Source organism: Thiorhodococcus minor (assembly GCF_010820565.1).
GTDB lineage: Bacteria > Pseudomonadota > Gammaproteobacteria > Chromatiales > Chromatiaceae > Thiorhodococcus > Thiorhodococcus minor.
The window spans coordinates 14,023-35,376 of the sequence record NZ_JAAIJQ010000019.1; the positions used below are offsets into that span (position 1 = coordinate 14,023).

Genomic DNA, 21,354 nt, shown 5'->3' on the forward strand with positions numbered 1-21,354 from the left:
GGCTGCCTCATACTCCGGTGCAGACCGCCGCGTCAAGCCTCCCCAACGAGCTCGACGCGCCCTTGATCGTCGACGGTCTCTAGACGCACCGTGAACCCCCAGAGTCGCCGGATGTGCCGCAGCATCTCTTCGTAGGTCTCACCCAAGGGGCGGCGATTGTGCACGAAGTGCCGCAGCGTCATGGAGCGATCCCCGCGGCGATCGACATTGTAGACCTGAATGTTCGGCTCTCGGGTCCCGAGATTGTATTGCTCCGCCAGCGACTGGCGCAGTGCGCGATAGCCCTGCTCCTCATGAATGGCCGTGACTTCCAGGTGCTCCTCGCGATCGTCGTCCGTGATGGCGAAGAGACGAAACTCGCGCATCAGGGCCGGCGACAGGAATTGTGCGATGAAGCTCTCGTCCTTGAAGTTGCGCATCGCGAAGTCCGGGAACCAATGGCGATCCTCATCCGTTGGACTCTCGCAGATGCGACGGATGTCGCGCATCATCGCAAAACCCAAGGCGTAGGGATTGATCCCCGAGTAGTAGGCTGCGTCGAACGGCGGCTGGAAGACGACGCTGGTGTGCGACTGCAGGAACTCCATCATGAAGCCGTCGGTGACGAAGCCCTCGTCGTAGAGGTGATTCATGAGGGTGTAGTGCCAGAAGGTCGCCCAGCCCTCGTTCATGACCTGCGTCTGGCGCTGCGGATAGAAGTACTGCCCGATCTTGCGCACGATGCGCACCACTTCCCGCTGCCAGGGCTCGAGCAGGGGCGCATTCTTCTCGATGAAGTAGAGCAGGTTCTCCTGCGGCTCCTCGGGCCAGCGCTGCTCCTGGCGTGCCTCTTCGGAGTCCGGCGCCAGGGGCAAGGTGCGCCAGAGGTCGTTGACCTGGGACTGCAGGTAGGACTCGCGCTCCTCCTGCCGACGCTGCTCTTCCGCCATGCTCAGGGGCGACGGACGCTTGTAACGATCCACGCCGTGATTCATCAAGGCATGGCAGGAATCGAGCAGCAGCTCGACCTCGTCGCGCCCATAGCGCTCCTCGCATTGGGCGATGTATTTCCTGGCGAACACCAGGTAGTCGATGATGGCGTCGGCGCTGGTCCAGGTGCGAAAGAGATAATTTCCCTTGAAGAAGCTGTTGTGTCCGTAGCAGGCGTGCGCGATCACCAATGCCTGCATGGGCAGCGAATTCTCCTCCATGAGGTAGGCGATACAGGGATCGGAATTGATCACGATCTCGTAGGCCAGACCCATCTGGCCGCGCCTGTAGGTCTGCTCGGTCGCGACGAACTGCTTGCCGAAGGACCAGTGGTGATAGTAGATCGGCAGCCCAACCGAGGAGTAGGCGTCGATCATCTGCTCCGAGCTGATCACCTCGATCTGATTGGCGTAGGTGTCCAGCCCGTAGACGTTATGCGCCAGGTGGCCGATCTCTTTGTCGAAGCGCTCCAGCAGCGGGAAGGACCACTCCGAGGAATCCGTGATGAGTCTCTTCGTCATGCCTCCTGCCTCTTGAACAGCTCCCGGAACACGGGGTAGATGTCATCCGCCCCATCGATCTCCTGCATGGCGAAGTGGCCATGCGCGGCCATCACCTCTTGGTAGGCATACCAAAGACTCTGATGCTGGCGAGGCGTGATCTCGACGTAAGCGAAGTAGCGCATGAGGGGCATGAGCCTGTCGATCATGATGTCCCGGCAGACATTGGAGTCGGAATCCCAGTTGTCGCCGTCCGACGCCTGCGCGGCGTAGATGTTCCAGACCGTGGGGTCGTAGCGCTCCTTGAGGATGTCATAGGCCAGGTTCAGGGCGCTGGAAACGACGGTTCCGCCCGTCTCCCTGGAATAGAAGAACTCTTCCTCGTCCACCTCTTGCGCGATGGTGTGATGACGAATGAAGACGACCTCGATCTTGTCGTAATTCCGCTGCAGGAAGAGATAGAGCAGGATGAAGAAGCGCTTCGCGAGGTTCTTGCGCACCTGATCCATGGAGCCGGACACATCCATGATGCACAGCATCACGGCCTTGCTGGTCGGCTCGGGGAGCTTGACGAAGCTCTGATAGCGCAGGTCGAAGGTATCGATGAAGGGCAGCGCGGCGATGCGGGTCTTGAGCCGATCGATCTCCTCGCGCAGCTCCTGGATGCGGGAGTCTTCCTCGCCAACCCCAGTGCCGAGCAGACCCTCGATCTGCTCCTCAAGCTCGCGGATACGCCCCCGCAACGGCGCACCCAGCGCCGTACGGCGCGCGATGGCACCCTTGAGCGAGCGGACGACGTCGATGTTGGTCGGCGCGCCCTGGGTCGCGTAGCCGGCGCGCACGGTTTTGAACTCTGTGGTCCCGATGAGCTGATTGCGGACCAGATTGGGCAGCTCCAGGTCGTCGAAGAGCAGGTCCATGAACTCCTCGCGCGAGAGCTCGAAGACGAAGTCGTCTTCGCCCTTGCCGCCCTTGCCCGCCTTGCCCTGCCCTGAGCCGTCGCCGCTGCCGCCTTCCGGGCGGCGGATCCGATCACCAGTGATGAACTCCTTGTTCCCGGGATGGACCATGTCGCGGGAGCCACCCTTGCCATGGTGGAACACAGGCTCGCTGATGTCCTTGGACGGAATGCCGACCCGCTCGCCCGAGTCGATATCCGTGATACTGCGCTTGTTGACCGCATCGGCCACGGCACGCTTGAGCTGGGTCTTGTAGCGCTTGAGGAAGCGCTGACGATTGACCGTGCTCTTGTTCTTGCCGTTCAGACGCCGGTCGATGAAATGTGACATGGAGGATAGGTCCCCTCAGGCTCGGCAATGGTCTCGTGCGATCCAGGCCGGGGCGGAGAGACCCCGTCCCGGTCTCGCTACAGGGTGCTCACTGGGACTTGCGCACGCGCAGATACCACTCGGAGAGCAAACGCACCTGCTTCGGCGTATAGCCCTTGTCGGTCATGCGATCGACGAACTGATTGTGCTTCTTCTGCTCGTCGGCGGACGCCTTGGCGTTGAAGGAGATGACCGGGAGCAGGTCCTCTGTGTTGGAGAACATCTTCTTCTCGATGACCACGCGCAGCTTTTCGTAGCTGGTCCACTTGGGGTTGGAGCCGGCGTTGTTGGCACGGGCGCGCAGCACGAAGTTGACGATCTCGTTGCGGAAGTCCTTGGGGTTGGAGATCCCCGCCGGCTTCTCGATCTTCTCCAGCTCTTCGTTGAGGGCGCCGCGATTCATCATCTCGCCGGTGTCCGGATCGCGATATTCCTGATCCTGGATCCAGTAGTCGGCATAGGTCACATAGCGGTCGAAGATGTTCTGACCGTACTCCGCATAGGACTCCAGATAGGCGGTCTGCAGCTCCTTGCCGATGAACTCGGCGTAGCGCGGCGCCAGGTATTGCTTGAGGAAGCTGAGATAGCGCTCCTGGGTCTCGGGCGGGAGCTGCTCGCGGGCGATCTGGCGCTCCAGGATGTAGAGCAGGTGCACCGGATTCGCCGCGACCTCGCTGTGATCGAAGTTGAAGACCTGCGACAGGATCTTGAAGGCGAATCGGGTGGAGATGCCCGACATGCCCTCATCCACGCCGGCATAGTCGTTGTACTCCTGCACGGACTTCGCCTTGGGGTCCGTATCCTTGAGATTCTCGCCGTTGTAGACGCGCATCTTGGAGAAGATGCTCGAGTTCTCCGGCTCCTTGAGGCGCGTCAGCACCGAGAACTGCGCCATCATCTCCAGCGTGCCAGGCGCGCAGGGCGACTCCGCAAGGGAGCTGTTGCGCAGCAGCTTGTCGTAGATCTGCACCTCTTCATTGACGCGCAGGCAGTAGGGCACCTTGACGATGAAGACGCGGTCGAGGAAGGCCTCGTTGTTCTTGTTGTTGCGGAAGCTCTGCCATTCCGACTCGTTCGAGTGGGCCAGAATGATCCCCTGGAAGGGCAGCGCCGACAGCCCCTCGGTGCCGTTGTAGTTGCCTTCCTGGGTCGCCGTCAGGAGCGGATGCAGCACCTTGATCGGCGCCTTGAACATCTCGACGAACTCCATCACGCCCTGGTTGGCCCGGCAGAGCGCGCCCGAGTAGCTGTAAGCGTCGGCGTCGTGCTGCGCGAAGCGCTCGAGCTGGCGGATGTCGACCTTGCCGACCAGCGATGAGATATCTTGGTTGTTCTCGTCGCCGGGCTCGGTCTTGGCGATCGCGATCTGCTCGAGGGTCGAGGGATAGAGCTTGACCACCTTGAACTGAGTGATGTCGCCGTTGTACTCCTGCAGCCGCTTGACGGCCCAGGGCGACATGATGGTCCTGAGATAACGAACCGGAATGCCGTAGTCCTCTTCGAGGATCGGGCCATCTTCCTCCGGCGAGAAGAGACTGAGGGGCGATTCGAACACCGGCGAGTCGTGGATGGCGTAGAAAGGCTTTTCCTGCATCAGCTCCTTGAGCTTCTCCGCCAGCGACGACTTGCCGCCGCCGACCGGGCCGAGCAGGTAGAGGATCTGCTTCTTCTCCTCCAGCCCCTGAGCCGCGTGCTTCAAGTAGGACACCAGGTGCTCGATCGCCTCCTCCATGCCGTAGAACTCGGAGAAGGCCGGATAGCGGCGCAGCACCTTATTCTGGAAGATGCGGCTGAGCCTCGGATCGTCTCGCGTATCGACCAGCTCGGGCTCGCCGATCGCCATCAACAGGCGCTCTGCGGGACCGGCGTAAGCACTGGAATCGGACTTACAGAGCTCGAGGTACTCCTGCAGACTCATCACCTCCTCGCGGGAGGATTCGTAGCGTGACTGGTAGCGTTCGAAGATCGACATTTCTGATTGACCTCACTCGGAAGCTGTTGGTGCTCACCCGACCCCGGCGTCGATCGCGACGCGCATCCAGAGACCAAAATGCTCGGGGCGAGGAGGGTAAAAGACAAGCCGTGCAACTCGTTTCGTGTGACTCGATGAGCAAGAAGCAAGCCACGGGTCCCAGGGATCTCGGCGCAACAGGATGCGGAATCAAGTCGCACCCTCACCAAGTCGGACCTTCATTAGGCCGCACCTTCAACGCGAGTCCCGACCGCTCGCTCAACGCTAATTCGCACTAATCTAGTGCGTCAAGCATCGGCAGGCGCGCCCTGATCGAGCACGGCATCGCGCCCATCAGCAATTTCCAGGGGGCTCGCGGCAGGCTCGATCCAGGGGCGCGCCCTCGAATCTCCCTGCACTCGAATCCTCGCGCCCCCGATTAGGGCGACGCGCGCACCGAGCAAGCCCGTGTCGGTGGAATCGAAGGCCGTGCCTGAGCGGCGGGTCCGCTGTCGAGCGATCACGGGAAGCGTCGAGAAACCGAGACAACCGCTTGCGGCTTATAGGTGCGGTCTCCAGGCCGCGGGAGCACACCCTTGCCCGATTGGGTTGGACAAGCGAAATACCGAATCGGCTCGCACCGCGCATCGGCGAAAAGCATTCATCCCAATTTGGAGCAGTCAGCTACCAGCGGCCAGCGGAGGAAAATCATACCCTTGCCGGATTTTCTGGCCTTGGTCATCAGCCGGGCCGGTAGGGTGGACGAGCGCGAGCGAAGTCCACCGAATCCCGCGCCGGCGTTGGTGGACTGCGCTGCGCTTGTCCACCCGACGGGAGACAACCGGCCGAAACGATGATCGACGCCGATTTTCTGACCGGCCAGCCGCTCACGCGCTGGATGACTCGGAAAAGACCTGAAAGCAGCCCCCAAAAGAAACCTTTAAGCTGGCCGCTGGTGGCTCTTTCTAGGCTCATCAGCCCGGCGCACGGAAGCTATCCCTGGCGGCACTCAGCCTCCGCCTAAAGCGATTCCTGTACCATAACTGGACACCAAGCCGCACCTGAGATTCCCCATGCCAGATTCCTACATCGAGCGCATCCTCAAGGCGCGCGTCTACGACGTGGCCAAGGAGACGCCGCTGACCCGCGCCCCCCAGCTCTCTAGCCGTTTGGGCAATGAGGTCTTTCTCAAGCGCGAGGATCTGCAGCCGGTCTTCTCTTTCAAACTGCGCGGCGCCTACAACAAGCTCATCCACCTTGGCGCACTGGCCCGCGAGCGCGGCGTGATCGCCGCAAGCGCCGGTAACCACGCGCAAGGCGTCGCGCTCGGCGCCAGCCGACTCGGCATTCAGGCAACCATCGTGATGCCGCGCACCACGCCTGGCATCAAGGTCCGCTCGGTGCGGGCCCACGGCGGCAAGGTGGTGCTCTACGGAGATTCCTATGACGAGGCCTACGGCCACGCGATGCAGCTGGTCGAGCAAAGGGGCCTGACCTTCGTCCATCCCTTCGACGATCCGGACGTGATCGCGGGCCAGGGCACCATTGGGATGGAGATCCTGCGCCAGCACCCGCGCCCGCCCTATGCCATCTTCGTCCCCGTCGGCGGCGGCGGACTCATCGCCGGCATCGCGGCCTATGTGAAGTGGCTCTATCCGGAAGTGCGGATCATCGGCGTCGAGCCCGAGGAGGCGCCGACGCTCCACGCGGCCCTCGCCGCCGGCGAGCGGGTGACCCTGCCTCAGGTGGGTCTCTTCGCGGACGGCGTCGCGGTCAAGATCATCGGCGAGGAGACCTTCAGGGTCGCGCGCGCTCGTGTGGACGACGTCGTACTGGTGAGCACGGACGAGATCTGCGCCGCCATCAAGGACATCTTCGACGACACCCGGGGCATTGCCGAGCCCGCCGGCGCCCTCGCCGTCGCCGGACTCAAGCGCTGGGTCGAGAAGACAGGCACGCGCGGCGCCCATCTGGTCGCCATCGAGAGCGGCGCCAACATCAACTTCGACCGGCTGCGCCATGTCGCCGAGCGCGCCGAGCTGGGCGAGCATCGCGAGGCACTGCTCGCGGTGGAGATCCCGGAGCGGCCAGGGAGCTTTCTCTCCTTCTGCAAGACGCTGGGCAAGCGCCAGATCACGGAGTTCAACTACCGCTACTCCGACGCCCGACGCGCCCAGGTCTTCGTGGGCATCGAGCTCGCCAAGGGCAACGAGGAGCGCGCCGAGCTGATCGCCCGGCTGCGCGGCAAGGACTTCAAGGTGCTCGACATGACGGACAACGAGACCGCCAAGCAGCACATCCGCTTCATGGTCGGCGGCCATGCCCTCGGCCTCGAGCAAGAGACCCTGGTGCGCTTCGAGTTCCCCGAGCGCCCCGGCGCACTGCTGAATTTCCTCACCGCGCTCGGCAAGCGCTGGAACATCAGCCTCTTCCACTACCGCAACCATGGTGCCGCCTATGGCCGCGTCCTCATGGGGGCGCAGATCCCGGAGGCGGAGCAAGACGACTTCCACCGCTCGCTCGACCAGCTTGGCTATCCCTACTGGGACGAGAGCGACAACCCGGCCTACGAGATCTTCGCCGGCGTCGCGCGCCCGAAGCTGGCCGAAGCCTGACGGCAGGGCGCGCCGATCAGGCTCCGGAGCGACAGCCAAGCACGCGGGCTGGCGGCTGGCCGCTGGCGGCTCTCCCCGAGATCACAGCTCCATATTCCCGCGATACTTCTTCTCGCACTTGAGCACCAGGTCCATGGAGACCATGGCCGCGCCCGCCTTGGCCGCCTCCTTCTCGATGATCCGCCGGATCATTGGGCGCAGGAAGGCCGGTGCCTCGTGAACCCGGTCCTGGGCGTCCGCATGCCACCCGACGCCGAGCTTCTTGTTGGCCCAGCTTCCTGGAGCTGGAGGGGGCTCGGTCGCCTCCGCGATGGAGAGCGCAGGATCGCCACCGAAGGCGGCCTCCGCAAGGACGTCGGACATGGACCTCCCGAAGGCGCGCGTGAAGACGGGAAAGGCCGGATCGTTACGGAAGACGACCTTCTTCAGCTCGAGCAGACTGTCGCGCCGCGCCTGGACCACAGCCGCATCGTCGTCGCGCTCGGCCGGCGCGATATAGGCGTCGCGCCATGTCTCGATGACCGCCTCGAGCGCGCCGTAGAAGCGCTCGGGCTCGATCCGCTTGAAGGCGCAGTGCATGAGATAGGGCGAGGTCACGGAGGCCAGCCACTCGAGTCCGCTCTCAGGTAGATCCATGGCGCGCCGATGCGTCTGCGCAACTGAGGCGAACGCCGACAGGTCCATCTCCGGCGAGCACGGAGCCAGGTCGAGCGTGAGCAAGGTCTTGTCGGGGGGATGACCGCCCACGTGGAGCAGAAAGGAAGGAATCGCGTACTGCGGCCGTGGATAGGCGAAGATGACCAGCCCGGCCCGCCCCCGACGCAAGGAGTACCTGTTGATCATCACCCGGTCGAGCTTCTCGCCTTGATAGATCCGCGCGCGGCTCCGGATGAACTTATCCGGGGTGTGGCGAAAGGCACCGCACTCGGTGAAATCATCGCAAGCCAGACATGCGTCCAAGCGATCGAGGAAGAGCTTCTCGTGCCGCTCCCAGATTTCGGATTCAGGCCCCTGCGCACTATCGTCAGTCATCTCAACCTCGCAATACCCCTTGTGGCCGCGGACTATAGCGGCGCGGAGCCAGAGCTGCAAAGCGGACCGCGAGCCCTCGGGGCGCTCGGCAACAACCGAGCCGCCGCCAGAATATCTCCGACGGAGCCTCATAGCGCCAGTGCGCCGACCCGGCAGCCCCATGCGCTCGCGTGCCGATCGCACCGGCGCTCCGAAATCGGACCCAGTGCGCATTCTTACGGATGCCTGAATGGATAGTATCCATGCTAGGCGTCGGCACTCACAGGCTCGAGGAAGCGATCGAGCAAGACGAGCGCTGGCGCGCCGAGCCGACGGATTTCGCGGGGATGGGGCCACCTTCCCTGCATCGCTGGCGTCTGTCTCGGCTCGACTCTGTTGCAGCTCGGCTTTATCTCAGCTCAACCCGCAGTCGGTAACGCCCCTCGAGCCGGCGCGCACGCCGTTTCCGGAGCATCGCGACGTCGGGCGTTTCGTCGCCGACGTCATGAGTACAAGGTCGAGCGCCGCCCGCCCAAGGCATCGGGCATCAAAAAAAGAAGAGGACTTGGTTTTGAAACGCGAGCTGGTCTTTCATATTTCCTCCGCAGCCGGCATTCAGCTACGGACGGTCCAACGCTTGAAGCAGATCGGGATGCTGACGACCAAGAGGAGCTTCAAGGAGGCCGCGGATGGCAACCGCTACATGGTGCTCGAGGTCCAGGGCGCCGATGTTCCGGACGAGACGATCTGGAATCAGGTCTCGGAGGTCGCAGGCATCATCAGCCTGATGCGGGAGCCGGAGCAGCAGACCGAGCCGCCTCCGGATCCTGGCGCGCCGCAAGATAAAGTGCCGGCCTTCGTCCCGGAGTCGGGCGACCCCGCCATCCGGGATCGGATGCTCATCTTCTCGCTGCTCAGCCGCTACCCGAGACTCGACGGACGCTTCAACGAGATCCTGTCAGCCATCCCGCCGGAGACCCGACGCGAGCGCGCGCTCGAGCTCGGCCTTGGCTTCGGAAGCCATCTCGCTCGTCAGATCGACCCCAAGAAGCCGCCCACCAAGCTGGCGGACTCCATGACCGAGCTGCTTATCCCCGGGCTCTCGCCCATGGCGACCTTGCGACTGGAAGACCGCACCATGAGGATCAGCGACAACCGGATCGACCTCAAGGGCCAGGGCCACCGCGAAGAGACCTGCGACTTCCTCAAGGGCACCATCGCCGGGCTGCTGCGCGTCTACGGCTTGGCCTCTCTATTCGTGGGCAGCCAATGCCGCAACGGGTCCGCGGGCGAGAGCTGTCTCTTTCTCTTCACGCCGAAGCCAGCCACCTAGCCAGCGAAAGGCCATGCGCCCCGCATGGCCGAGCCCCTCAGCCGGCCGAATCCTGGATCAGGGCCAGCATCTCTTCGTAGCCAAGACGTCCGCCCTCGCCCGCGCCTTCCAGGAGGTCGTCGGCGAGATCGCGCTTGGCCGCGTGGAGGTCGAGGATCTTCTGCTCGATGGTGCCCTTGGTCACCAGCCGATAGATGGTCACCGGGCGCTCCTGGCCGATGCGATGGGCGCGATCGCTGGCCTGGTCCTCCACCGCCGGATTCCACCAGGGATCCATGTGGATCACATAATCCGCGGCGGTGAGATTGAGACCCGAGCCGCCGGCGCGCAGGCTGATGAGGAAGAGGTCGCCCTCCCCCGCTTGGAAGGCCGCGACGGCGTCCTTGCGCTTCTTCTCCGAGGTGGAGCCGTCGAGATACTGATAACTGATGCCGCGCCCATCGAGGTAGGCGCGGATCAGGCTCAGATGATCGACGAACTGGCTGAATACCAGCGCCTTGTGGCGGTTGTCCAGCAGCTCGTCGAGGATGTCGCCGAAGGCGTCGAGCTTGGCGCTGGCCAGCTCGCTGTCGGGCAGCACCAGCTTGGGATGGCAGCAGGCGCGGCGCAGCTTCATGATCTCGGCGAGGAGCTGCATGCGCCTCTGCCCCGGGCTGTCCTCGGCGCTCTCGAGCCGCTCCATGGCCTGGCGCCGCAGCGCCTCGTAGAGCGCACTCTCGGCCGAGCCCAGCTCGAGCTCCAGGGTGATCTCGGTGCGCGGCGGCAGCTCGCTCAGCACCTCGCTCTTGAGGCGGCGCAGGATGAAGGGCCGCAGCAGCTGGCGCAGCCGCTTGCGCGCGGCCGAGCTCTTGTGCTGCTCGATGGGGATGGCGAAGCGCTCGTTGAAGGTCTCGAGCGAGCCGAGCAGACCCGGATTGATGAAGCGGAACAGGTTCCACAGCTCACCGAGGTGGTTCTCGATCGGGGTGCCCGTGGTGATCATGCGGAAGCCGGCATCCAGCTTCATGATCGCCTGGGAGCGCTTGGTGGTCGCATTCTTGAAGGCCTGCGCCTCGTCGGCGACCACGGTCGCCCAGCGCACCCCGGCAAGCCGCTCGCCCTCGGTCTGGAGCAGGCCGTAGCTGCTGACGATAAGATCGAAGGGGCCAGCATCCTTCAGCATCCGCTCGCGATCCCCGCCGCCGAAGCGCTGCGGACGCAGCGTCGGCGCGAAGCGGCTGGCCTCAGCCACCCAGTTGGCGCAGACGGACATGGGCGCCAGGACCAGCGTCGGACCCTCGGGCGCACGTGAGAGGATGACCGCGAGCGCCTGCAGGGTCTTGCCGAGGCCCATGTCGTCGGCCAGGCAGGCGCCGGCACCCCAGTGGGCGAGCCGCGCCAGCCAGCGAAAGCCCTCCAGCTGGTAGTCGCGCAGCTCGGCCTGCAAGGTCGACGGCAGCTCGGGCTCCAGCTCGCGGACCTCTTCCAGACGCTTCAGCGTGGCCTCCCATTGGGCGCTGCGCTTGACCTCCATGCCATTCAGGCTCTCGTCGATCGCCGCCGCGGCCAAGGGATGGAAACGGCCTCGCTCGGTCAGCCCCGCGAGATTGTCCAGGCGCCGGCGCAGCTCCTCGCTCAGGGCGACGAACTCGCGCTCACCCAGCTTGATGAAGCGCCCGGGAGAGGCCTGCACCAGCTCCAGCAGCTGCTTCATGCCCAGCACGCGCCCGTCATCCAGGCCAAGCTCACCGTCCAGGCCGAGCCAGTCGCGCTGCTTGCCGACGCTGACCCGCATGCTTCCGAGCTGCGCCGTCTGGCTCAGCCCGATACGCTTGCCCTCGGGCCATTGCAGCACCACGGCATCACCGAGCGCATGCAGCTGCTCCAGGGCGGTCAGCGCCTCCTCGCTGGTCTCCAGCGTCCAGGCCCAGCCATCCTGGCCAGCCAGAGCCGGACAGGCGTCGAGCACGGCCTTGGCCGCGCGCCGCTCACCGACCAGGTCGCGCGTCGTCTGCACCGCGCGCCCATCGACCTCGCCGAAGAGGTTGGCCATCCCCTGCCCAGGCTGCAGCCTCGGTCCCTTGTCGCCCAAGGGCTGCATGAAGAGCTCGAGGGTCAGCCCCTCGTCGACCGGACTGAGGTGCACATAGGGGCGGACATCGGGCTCCACGGCCTCGGCGAGGTGCTCGGTACCGCCGATGGCGGAATGCACCGTGAGCAAGGGCGCAACGGCCGCGATGCTCTCCAGGACCTTGTCCTTGCCGCTCGGCGGCACCTTCAGCCCATCGAAGCCGACCAGCTTGGCGATCCGCCGGTGCGAGGCGTCGAAGCGCACCAGCCGCAAGCGGTGCGGACCGACGTTCTCGATCAGGAGGTCCGATGCCTCCGGCGGGAAGGGATTGAGCCGCACCAGGATGTCGCTCTTGCGCTTGACCACCTCGAGCACTGGCCCAGCCGGGACCAGCTCGAGCGGCGCGTCCATGACACCCGGACGGAAGACCCGCGGATGCCCGACGGCGGCGAGCAGGGCACGCTCGCCGTCGAGACGGTAGTAGACGCGACCATAATTGCCATACCAGCTCTGCTCGCGCTCCTGGGTGATGGCCGCGAGAATGCGCTTGTCCTCGTCCGTCAGATAGTCGAATTCCTCCGGCGACTCGACCAGGCGTGCCAGCGCCACCGGCCGCCCCTGGGTCCAGCCGCCGCGCTTGGTGCGCTTCTGCTCGCGCGGCTCGAGCTGGCCCTCGCCCCCGTAGAGACTCAGCACCCAGGCCATGCGGCGGTCCGCCTCGGGCTCCACGCTCGCCCTGCCCTCGTCGCCCGAGCCGAGCCCCTTCAGCGCCTCCAGGGCGATCTCCCATGTCGACTTGGGCACGAGCAGCCCAGCGAGACTCGGCACGTCTTCCGGGCGCGGAGGCAGCCCCTCCCGGTCGATCTCGCGACCCAGCGCATGCAGCACATCCAGGCTCGCCCAGGCGTACCAAGAGGCGCCGGCCCCGATGGCGGCAAAGTGCTGGGTCGCCAGCTCGTCCACCATGGCCGCCTCCGGCCGCTCGCCGAGCCAATGCAGCGCAAGGGCTTGGAACAGCAGCTCGTAGGGACGCCCGACAGAGCGGTGACCTCGCATCCAAACCGCCTCGTAGAAGCGCAGCCGCCCGCTCAAGATGCCGGTGAGCTCGCTCAGGATACGGAACAAGGACTCGAGACGATCCGTCACGGGCGCCCGTAGGGCAATGTTGACCTGGCGCTCGATGGTCTGGAAGTCCTCGGCCGTGCCCCGCCGCAGGAGCGCGAGGAGATGAAAGACACCGGCCAGGCCCTGGATGTAGAGGTTGCGCTTGCGCGTCTGCCGCCGCTGGGTGGTCAGGTGCAGGTCGAAGACCCCGAGCGCCTCCTCGTAGCGACCCTGGATGAAATGCAGCCAGCCGATCAAGGGCAGGGTCTCTGGCGACACCCGCCCCGACAGGATGGGCGCCGCCTGATCCGGACGCCCCTCGAGCAGGTAGCGCTCGGCGAGCATGACGGCTGCCTCGGGCTCATCGTCGAGCAGGGGCGTCAGCATCCGGGGCGCAAGCTCGACCAGCTCGGGATCGAACCTGAGCTGATACCCGGCCTCCACCAGCGCAGGCCCCAGCGCCAAGACACGCAGCCGTGGCGTCAGGGTCGCGAGCCAGCCGTCATCCGGCGACCTGAGGCAGATCTGGCTCAGGGGCTCGACGGACCGGAACCGGACGGGGGCGCCCGGCTTGAGCGAGCCCATGCCGAGCATGCGCAGCACCTCCTCCTCGCGTCCGGCGTAGAGGGCATTGCGCAGTCGCCGTGTCGAGCGATGGACCTGAGTCTCCTGCCAGCCGAGGTTCGGGACGCTGCTGACGACCTGCTCCGCGGCACTGACAATCTGCTCGAAGTGCCCTTCCTTGACGGTCTCGCGGGTGAGCGGCTCGGCCAGCTTGGGGGGACAGGAGAGGCCATGCTTGCCCTCGACCAGGCAGCCCAGGCCGAGCAGACGCTCGCGCAGCGGCTTCGCCATCAGCTCCGCGAGCGGCCGGCCGTTCTCGTCGCGCCAATCCAGGATCTTCAGGACCTGCTGCAGAAGCGTCTGCTTGATCGGCTCGTAGACGACGGACAGGACTTGAAGGATGCGCCGCTCGTCGGCGCCCAGCGTTTCGTAGCAATCGTTTGTGGGGCTCATGAGGCAGTCAGAATCTCGGGCATGGCGTAGCCCAGTTTCGCGAGGGCCTTGTGAAAGGCATTGAGCTTGGCCTGGGGCACGACGATGAGGCGCTCGCCGGCGCGCAGACAATGGGGAGCCGTCACCGGGTCCGTGCTCAGCATGGCGGCGAAGGCGGCATCCCGGCAGGCGAAGAGCCTAGCCGAACCCTCGTCGCGTAGGGCCGTCGCACGCTCCTCGGCCTCGGCCAGGAAGCGCGTCAATGGCGCCGGCAGCTCGCCATCCAGGGATTGCTCCAGGAAATCGCGCAGCCGCGCACGCTCGTCGGCGCGCGCCGCCGAGGTCATGGCCGCGTCCAGCCGCAGCCGCCAACGGCCGTCGGGCTGGGCCTCGGCGTATTGCTCCAGCAGGAGCTGCTCGGCGGCCATAGGCGCGCGCAGCTGCGCGAGACTGCCGTCGGGGCGCGCCTCGAGCAAAGGAGGCACCGTCTCCACCACGGGGACATAGGTATCCGTCAGTCCGAGACAGTAGGCCCCCAGCGCGTTGAGCCGCAGATAGAGCAGGCCGTCATAGCGGCTCAGAAAGGCCAGCTCGTCCGTGCCCCAGCAGCCGCTATAGCCGCCACGGACATGGTAAGGCAGCGTATAGACGACATCGATGATGCCGAGCGTGGCCAGGTACTCGAAGAGGTAGGCGAGCGCATACCTGGCCTGCAGGATCTCGAAGCTCGCGCAGCCCTCGTAGCCCAGGCTGCCGTAGTTGGCCTCGGCGAAGTAGAGCTTCCAGGGGTTGTTGGTCACCTCGAAATCGTCGCCTTCCAGCTGCATGTAGCGGAAGAAGTGATCGACAGCGATCCACTCGCCCTGCGGGCAGATCTCGAGCATGTCGGCAATGGCCTGACGCCGTCCGGCGACGGCCGTGAGCTGCGCACCCTTGCTGGTCTGCCCCTTGATGAGATCGACGCGGCGCAGCTCGTCCGGCTTGCCCTTGGTCTGCCAGCGCTCGAACAGCAGCTTGACGGTCGACTCCAGGGGCTCGCCCAGCGCCTTGCGGCCTTTCGGCGTCAGCGCCAGCTTGCTGCCGTCCACCTTGGCCAGCCCGCCGATCTGCAGCAGCAGCGGCCAGGCATAGGGCTTGATGGGGCGGATCGGCCCGCCTGCCCAGCGCTCCAGCCCGAGGTCGTCCTCCGGCCGGTACCAGTCACCGCCGACCAGCAGCCCCTCGATCGCCTTGACCGAGGCCGCACTGGCGACGCCTGTCTTGGGACCGACGCTGACGCGGCCGGCCTCGATCAGCCTGAGCAGCGCGGGCAGATCCTGCCGCACCAAGGGCTCGGTGCTGTGACGCCAGACCGGGTAGCCTTCGGGGTCCGCATCCTCGGGCACGAAGACTTCCGGCAGGGCCTCGGGCGGCGTCGTCTCGATGCAGTTGGCCTCGGGAGGCAGGAGCGCAGAGGCGAGCCGCGCGCGCAGATCGGGCGGAATCTCGTCTTGGTAGAAGAACAGGGGCAGATAGCTCAGCTTCGTCTCGCCCGCCCTGCCGCCATAGCCATAGCGGTAAGGATCCCGCGCGTAGTGAGCGGGCAAGGCCCCGTACTTGACCTTGAATCGCGCACGGTCGAAACGCCCCGACCAGGCATGCACCGCCTCGGAGAGCGCCTTGAGATCGAGGTCGCTCAGACGCCCCCAGATCGGCCCCAGATCCTCTTCAAGCAGGACGTGCGCGATGAGGCCGACCAAGTCGCCCTTGCGGCTCGGACGCCGGTCGGTCGGGACCAGCTTCAGACGCTCCTTGAGCTGATCGACGGTCAGCCGCTCGAGCGCGTCGCGCAGATTCGGCCTCCAGTCCATTACCGCTTGCGCTGCCGGATGAACCGCTCCAATAGGGCACGCGTCGAGCCATCGTGATCGCCCGTCACCTTGCCGCTGTGGATCTCGGCGAGGATGACGTTGGCGAGCTTCTTCCCGAGCTCGACACCCCATTGGTCGAAGGAGTTGATGCCCCAGACCACGCCCTGGGTGAAGATGCGGTGCTCGTAGAGCGCGATGAGGGCGCCCAGGGTCCGCGGGGTCAGGCGCTCCATGAGGATGCTGTTGGTCGGGCGGTTTCCCGGGAAGGTGCGGTGATGCGCGAGGAAGCGCGCCTGCTCCTCGGACATGCCGGCATCCAGCATCTCGGCGAGGGCCTCATCGTACTTCCGTCCGCGCATCAGGGCCTCGGTCTGGGCGAAGAAGTTGGCCATGAACTTGGGGTGATGATCGCCCAGCTCGTTGTGGCTGTGGACGGCGCCGATGAAGTCGGCGGGGATCATCTGCGTGCCCTGGTGGATAAGCTGGTAGAAGGCATGCTGCCCGTCGGTGCCGGGCTCGCCCCAGACGACGGGACCCGTGCAGTACTCGACGGTCATGCCCTCGCGCGTCACGCCCTTGCCGTTGCTCTCCATGTCGCCCTGCTGGAGATAGGCCGGCAGGAAGCGCAGCGACTGGTCGTAGGGCAGCACGGCATGGGTGCGCGCGCCGGCGAAGTTGGCGTACCAGACGCCGATCAGCCCGAGCAGCGCCGGCATATTCTCCGCCAGCTCGGCGGTGCGGAAGTGCTCGTCCATGGCATGCGCGCCTTCCAGCAGCTCCGCGAAGTGATCGAAACCCACGGCGAGCGCGATCGGAAGTCCAATCGCCGACCACAGCGAGTAGCGCCCGCCGACCCAGTCCCAGAAGCCGAACATGTTGGCCGTGTCGATACCAAAGGCGGCCACCTTCTCGGCGTTGGTGGAGACGGCGACGAAATGCCTGGCGACGGCGGCGGGATCGTCGAGCGCGGTCAGCAGCCAGTCCCGGGCGCTCGACGCATTGGTCATGGTCTCCTGGGTCGTAAAGGTCTTGGAAGCGACGATGAAGAGCGTCGTCTCCGGGTCGAGCTGGCGCACCGTCTCGACCAAGTGGGTGCCGTCGACGTTGGAGACGAAGTGGACACGCAGGCTCTCGCTCTGGTAGGGCGCCAGGGCGGCGCAGATCATCTTGGGACCGAGATTGGAGCCGCCGATACCGATGTTCACCACGTCCGTGATGCGCTTGCCGGTGTGTCCGGTCCACTCGCCCGAGCGCACGCGGCCGACGAAGGCCTCGATGCGGGCGAGCACGGCGTTGACCTCGGGCATGACATCCTGACCGTCGACCAGGATCGGGCGGTTGGAGCGGTTGCGCAGCGCGATGTGCAGCACGGCCCGCCCCTCGGTGTTGTTGATCGGCTCGCCCTCGAACATGCGCTTGGTCCAGCCCTCGAGGTCCACCGCCTCGGCCAGCGCGGCCAGCTTGGCGAGGGTGTCCCGGGTCAGGATGTTCTTGGAGTAGTCGAGGTAGAGCCCTGCCGCGGACAGGCTCATCGCCTGGGCACGATCAGGATCGGCGGCGAAGAGGTCCGTCATGCGAGCGGCCTTCATTTCGTCCCAGTGCGCGTGCAACGACTGCCATTGCGGCATCTGGCTCACGAGTGACATGGTGCCTGGATCTCCTCTATACGTAAGGCTATGCGTGGGATACTGAGCTGGGCACGCATTGGACCACAGTCGGCAAACGAGGGCGATGGGCGCGCCGTCCGAGCGAGGGGCCGCGATCCTTGGGGAAAGGCAGCCAAGCCGCCCTAGCCGACCCGCAGTTTCAGAGCACGCCTAAGGCTCGAATCCTACGTCTTCGTGGACGAGGTCGAGCGGCACGGCGACATCGAGACAATCGAGGCGCAGGCTCCCCTGGGTGATGCGCTCGGCGGACCAGCCGCGGGCGCGATGGGGACCTCGACGGCGCGCGCGTCCTGCTCGACGACCAGATACTCCTGCAGGCTGGCGATGGTCTGATAGGCGAAGCACTTCTCAGCCCGGTCGATGCGGGCGGTCGAGCTGGAGAGCACCTCGACGAGCAGGCAGGGCCTGGAGCAGTCGTCGGTCTCGCGGTCGTCCGGATCGCAGCTCAACCGCAGGTCCGGGTCGTAGAAGATGTCCTGCTGGGCCACCTTGAGCCGCACCTTACCTTGAGCCGCACATTCATGTCGTTGGCGAAGCGCTGGTAGCGCGTGCCGCGCACGAGCGGCCTGAGATGCGCGTAGAGATTGCCGACGATCAAGCCATGAAAACGGCTTGCTCCGGCCATGGCGTAAAGCTCGCCGTCGATGAACGCGTGACGAACGTCGGCGCCGTCCTCGGCGGCCAGATCGTCGTCGACGGATGGCCGGGAAATCTGAGCGGGACCATGCATGCGTCACCCCCTCGAGCAAAGCCAAGACCTGCCCTCGACGGGCATGGCTGATGTGACGTCATCAGCCGAGCACCACAGAGTCCCAGGACAGGGCCAAGTGCCGACGGCCGGACGCCAGCGCCCCGTCACATCGCGTTCCGCCACTCCTGATCCTCCCGATCGAACAGCCGGCTCGCCTCGGCCGGACCCCAGGAGCCGGCCGGATAGGTATGGATGAAGTCGCGCTCCGTGGCCCAGAGCTTGAGGATGGGATCCACCACGCGCCAGGCCCAGTCGACCTCGTCATAGCGTAGGAAGTGGGTATGGTCGCCCTCGATGACGTCGAGGATCAACGCCTCGTAGGCGTCGATGTGCTCGGGCGGCAGGGTGCAGCTGCTGGCGTCGAGACGCTCGGTCTGGGCACGCATCTCGAGCCCCGGCTGCTTGACCTGGATCTCGATCCGCATGCATTCGTTGGGCTGGATGTTGAGCAGGAGCCAGTTCGGCTTGAGCTGCTCGATGGCCGTGGAGCGGAACAGCTGCTGAGGGGGATGCTTGAAGCGGATGGCGATCAGCGACCTGGTCTCACCGAGCCGCTTGCCGGTGCGGAGGTAGAAAGGCACGTTGCGCCAGCGCCAGTTGTCGATGTACAGCTTGAGGGCGGCGTAGGTCTCGGTCGTGCTGTTGTGCCCGACCCCTGGCTCCTCGAGGTAGCCGGCCAGCTTGGCGTCTCCGGAGCGGCCGGGTCCGTACTGGGCGCGGAAGGCCTGGGCGTGAACGGCTTCGCGCGGAATCGGACGAATGGAGCGCAGCACCTTGACCTTCTCGTCGCGCAGCGCCTCTGCGTCCAGGCTGGGCGGCGGCTCCATGGCGACCAGTGCGAGCATCTGCAGCAGATGACTCTGGATCATGTCGCGCATGGCGCCAACCCCATCGTAGAAGCCAGCCCGCTCCTCGATGCCGCGCGCCTCGGCATGCGAGATCTGCACATGGTCGATGTAGTTGCGGTTCCAGAGCGGCTCCAGCATGAGGTTGGCGAAGCGAAAGACCAGGATGTTCTGGACGGTGCTCTTCCCCAGATAGTGGTCGATACGATAGATCTGGTCCTCGGTGAAGCAGCGCTGGAGCCGCTGGTCGAGGATGCTGGCGCTCTCGAGGTCGAACCCGAAGGGCTTCTCCACGACGAGGCGCGACCAGCCAGCTTCCTGCGCGTTGAGGCCATTGGCGGCGAGCCTGTCGACGATGTCCCCGTAGTGCTTGGGCGCGACCGCGAGGTAGAACACCAGATTGTCCGGCAGGTCGTCATCGGCCCGCAGGCGCTCGGCGAGCCGGGCGAAGTCGGCGGCCTGCTCCAAATCACCGGCAAGAAAGCGCAGACGGCTCAAGAGTCGGTCGAGCGCCTCCGCATCGACTCGGCCCCCGATGCGCTCGCTCAGCACCTCGCGCACAGCCTCCTGCCAGTCGGCGTCGGACCAGTCGCGGCGACCGAATCCCAAAATCCGGCTTCCCGGATCCAGCCGCCCGGCGGCCTCGATGTGATAAAGCGCGGGGAGCAGCTTGTGCGTCGCCAAATTCCCGGTCGCGCCGAAGATGATGAGGGAGCAAGGCTCGCTCATGCGCAGTTACCTCCAATCTGGTCAAGTATGCTAACGTGAGGACTGTAAACGTGTTTCCGTGCCCTAACCGAATCCCCGTCAGGCCAGCCGCCTGAATTTCGAGACCCCCGATCGATGGAGCAGTCATCCACCACCTCCGGGCATTCAGCCCAGGAGCCAAGCCCGCTGAGCGTCCTCCTGGCCAGCAGCGAGGCGCATCCCCTCGTCAAGACCGGAGGCCTCGCCGACGTCGCCTCGAGCCTGCCCATCGCCCTGCGTCAGCTCGGCCATGACGCACGCTTGGCTCTGCCCGGCTACCCCGTGGCGATGCGCCAGGTGCGCCAGCCCAAGACCCTGTGCGAGCTGAAGGTGCCAGGCTGCCGCGGCAACGTCGGCATCGTCGAGGGGCTTCACCCCGACCACGACCTCCCCGTGTATCTGGTCGACGCCCCCGAGCACTTCGCCCGCGAGGGCAACCCCTATACGGACCTCACGGGACGTGATTGGGGCGACAACGCGGACCGCTTCATGCTCTTCTGCCGCGTCATCGTGCAGATTGCGCTCGGACTGCCCGCAACCGACTGGCGGCCGGACGTCCTGCACTGCAACGACTGGCAGACCGGCCTGGCACCAGCACTCATGCACGGGCTCCCGGAGCATCCGGCACGGGTCTTCACCATCCACAACCTCGCTTACCAGGGCCTGTTCGACAGGGCCACATTCGATCGGCTGGAGCTGCCGCCGTCGCTCTGGAGTCTGGCGGGAATCGAGTTCCATCAGCGCATGTCCTTCATCAAGGGCGGCATCGTCTTCTCCGACCGCGTCAACACCGTCAGCCCGACCTACGCGAACGAAGTGCGCGCGCCCCGCTTCGGCTGCGGACTCGACGGCCTGCTCCGCCAGATCGGCACACGCTTCAGCGGTATCTTGAACGGCATCGACTATCAGGTCTGGGACCCGGCGTCGGACCCTCTGATCCGGCAAAGATACGATGCGGATAGCTTTGGGCTGAAGGCGGAAAATAAACTCGAGATCCAGCTCGAGCTCGGCCTGCCGCGCAACGAAGACGCCTTCGTGCTGGGCTATATCGGTCGGCTGGTGGAGCAGAAGGGGGTGGACCTGATCCTCGCCATGCTGCCGGAGCTGCTGCAAGACCCCAGGGTGCAGCTCTTGATGGTGGCTTCCGGGGACCGCAAGACCGAGCAGGCGCTGGTGAAGATCGCCGCGGAGCATCCCCGACAGGTCGGCGTCTTCGTCGGCTACGACGAGCAGCGGGCGCACCGTATCGAGGCCGGCAGCGACGCCTTCCTCATGCCGTCTCGCTTCGAGCCCTGCGGACTGAATCAGATCTACAGCCTGCGCTATGGCACGCCGCCAATCGTCCACCGCACCGGCGGACTGGCCGATACGGTCACGCACGCCACGCCCGAGCGTCTCGCTAACGGAACCGCCACGGGCTTCCTGTTCGACGAGCCGCGCCCGGAATCCCTGCTGCAAGCCGCCCGTCAGGCCATGGGCCTCTACCGCGACCATCCGGACGCTTGGCGCCGTCTTGCGACGACCGGCATGTCACTGGACTTCAGCTGGGAAGCCAGCGCGAGCCAGTATCTCCAGCTCTACGCGGACGCCATCGCGGACCGCCACGCAGAGGTCGCCACCGCCCTGGCATAGCTCGG

General features: G+C 65.5%; 13 protein-coding genes. 3 read left to right on the forward strand and 10 right to left on the reverse strand.

All coding sequences use genetic code 11. The features are described 5' to 3' along the window. Nucleotides 1-32: 32 nt before the first annotated feature. The 3 genes from G3446_RS08410 to G3446_RS08420 form a co-directional block, all read right to left on the reverse strand. Nucleotides 33-1,490 (reverse strand): SpoVR family protein, encoded by a 1,458-nt coding sequence (locus tag G3446_RS08410; RefSeq protein WP_164452389.1) that lies wholly within the window; start codon nt 1,488-1,490, stop codon nt 33-35. Continuing rightward, on the reverse strand, nt 1,487-2,758 hold the full coding sequence (locus G3446_RS08415; RefSeq protein WP_164452390.1) for a YeaH/YhbH family protein: 1,272 nt from the start codon (nt 2,756-2,758) through the stop codon (nt 1,487-1,489). Before G3446_RS08415 ends, G3446_RS08410 begins: the two co-directional genes overlap by 4 nt. An 88-nt stretch (nt 2,759-2,846) precedes the next feature. Continuing rightward, the gene (locus G3446_RS08420) at nt 2,847-4,769 is read right to left on the reverse strand and encodes a PrkA family serine protein kinase (RefSeq protein WP_164452391.1); all 1,923 of its coding nucleotides are present in this window, start codon (nt 4,767-4,769) and stop codon (nt 2,847-2,849) included. A 1,052-nt stretch (nt 4,770-5,821) separates the two neighbouring features. Between G3446_RS08420 and ilvA the strand changes: the two genes are divergently transcribed. Next, nucleotides 5,822-7,363, forward strand: coding sequence for a threonine ammonia-lyase, biosynthetic (gene ilvA, locus G3446_RS08425; protein ID WP_164452392.1), 1,542 nt, complete (start codon nt 5,822-5,824; stop codon nt 7,361-7,363). 81 nt (nt 7,364-7,444) lie between these two features. On the opposite strand, the gene G3446_RS08430 is transcribed toward ilvA, so the two are convergent. Beyond that, nucleotides 7,445-8,395, reverse strand: coding sequence for a protochlorophyllide oxidoreductase (locus tag G3446_RS08430; RefSeq protein WP_164452393.1), 951 nt, complete (start codon nt 8,393-8,395; stop codon nt 7,445-7,447). A gap of 550 nt (nt 8,396-8,945) precedes the next feature. On the opposite strand from G3446_RS08430, the gene G3446_RS08435 reads away from it, so the two are divergent. Beyond that, on the forward strand, nt 8,946-9,707 hold the full coding sequence (locus G3446_RS08435; protein ID WP_164452394.1) for a hypothetical protein: 762 nt from the start codon (nt 8,946-8,948) through the stop codon (nt 9,705-9,707). A gap of 37 nt (nt 9,708-9,744) precedes the next feature. On the opposite strand, the gene G3446_RS08440 is transcribed toward G3446_RS08435, so the two are convergent. The 6 genes from G3446_RS08440 to zwf all read right to left on the reverse strand — a co-directional run bounded on the left by G3446_RS08440 (nt 9,745) and on the right by zwf (nt 19,699). Further along, entirely contained in the window at nt 9,745-13,878 is a 4,134-nt protein-coding gene (locus G3446_RS08440; RefSeq protein WP_164452395.1) for a DEAD/DEAH box helicase, read from the reverse strand. Further along, complete coding sequence (locus G3446_RS08445) at nt 13,875-15,707, reverse strand: hypothetical protein (protein WP_164452396.1); 1,833 nt, start codon at nt 15,705-15,707, stop codon at nt 13,875-13,877. Before G3446_RS08445 ends, G3446_RS08440 begins: the two co-directional genes overlap by 4 nt. After that, complete coding sequence (gene pgi, locus G3446_RS08450) at nt 15,707-17,353, reverse strand: glucose-6-phosphate isomerase (RefSeq protein WP_164452397.1); 1,647 nt, start codon at nt 17,351-17,353, stop codon at nt 15,707-15,709. Before pgi ends, G3446_RS08445 begins: the two co-directional genes overlap by 1 nt. A gap of 185 nt (nt 17,354-17,538) precedes the next feature. Continuing rightward, nucleotides 17,539-17,862 (reverse strand): Uma2 family endonuclease, encoded by a 324-nt coding sequence (locus G3446_RS28945; protein WP_342450067.1) that lies wholly within the window; start codon nt 17,860-17,862, stop codon nt 17,539-17,541. Beyond that, nucleotides 17,820-18,104, reverse strand: coding sequence for a Uma2 family endonuclease (locus G3446_RS28950; protein ID WP_342450069.1), 285 nt, complete (start codon nt 18,102-18,104; stop codon nt 17,820-17,822). The genes G3446_RS28945 and G3446_RS28950 overlap by 43 nt, the downstream gene beginning before the upstream one ends. 125 nt (nt 18,105-18,229) lie before the next feature. Continuing rightward, nucleotides 18,230-19,699, reverse strand: a complete 1,470-nt coding sequence (gene zwf / locus G3446_RS08460) for a glucose-6-phosphate dehydrogenase (RefSeq protein WP_164452398.1) — start codon at nt 19,697-19,699, stop codon at nt 18,230-18,232. A 114-nt stretch (nt 19,700-19,813) separates the two neighbouring features. On the opposite strand from zwf, the gene glgA reads away from it, so the two are divergent. After that, on the forward strand, nt 19,814-21,349 hold the full coding sequence (gene glgA, locus G3446_RS08465) for a glycogen synthase GlgA (RefSeq protein WP_164452399.1): 1,536 nt from the start codon (nt 19,814-19,816) through the stop codon (nt 21,347-21,349). Nucleotides 21,350-21,354 lie beyond the last annotated feature (5 nt).

Bases quoted from the DNA above. Each gene is read 5' to 3' on its own strand.
- G3446_RS08410 (WP_164452389.1), bottom strand. From the start codon at position 1,490: ATGACGAAGAGACTCATCACGGATTCCTCGGAGTGGTCCTTCCCGCTG.
- G3446_RS08415 (WP_164452390.1), bottom strand. From the start codon at position 2,758: ATGTCACATTTCATCGACCGGCGTCTGAACGGCAAGAACAAGAGCACG.
- G3446_RS08420 (WP_164452391.1), bottom strand. From the start codon at position 4,769: ATGTCGATCTTCGAACGCTACCAGTCACGCTACGAATCCTCCCGCGAG.
- ilvA (WP_164452392.1), top strand. From the start codon at position 5,822: ATGCCAGATTCCTACATCGAGCGCATCCTCAAGGCGCGCGTCTACGAC.
- G3446_RS08430 (WP_164452393.1), bottom strand. From the start codon at position 8,395: ATGACTGACGATAGTGCGCAGGGGCCTGAATCCGAAATCTGGGAGCGG.
- G3446_RS08440 (WP_164452395.1), bottom strand. From the start codon at position 13,878: ATGAGCCCCACAAACGATTGCTACGAAACGCTGGGCGCCGACGAGCGG.
- G3446_RS08445 (WP_164452396.1), bottom strand. From the start codon at position 15,707: ATGGACTGGAGGCCGAATCTGCGCGACGCGCTCGAGCGGCTGACCGTC.
- pgi (WP_164452397.1), bottom strand. From the start codon at position 17,353: ATGTCACTCGTGAGCCAGATGCCGCAATGGCAGTCGTTGCACGCGCAC.
- G3446_RS28950 (WP_342450069.1), bottom strand. From the start codon at position 18,104: ATGCATGGTCCCGCTCAGATTTCCCGGCCATCCGTCGACGACGATCTG.
- zwf (WP_164452398.1), bottom strand. From the start codon at position 19,699: ATGAGCGAGCCTTGCTCCCTCATCATCTTCGGCGCGACCGGGAATTTG.
- glgA (WP_164452399.1), top strand. From the start codon at position 19,814: ATGGAGCAGTCATCCACCACCTCCGGGCATTCAGCCCAGGAGCCAAGC.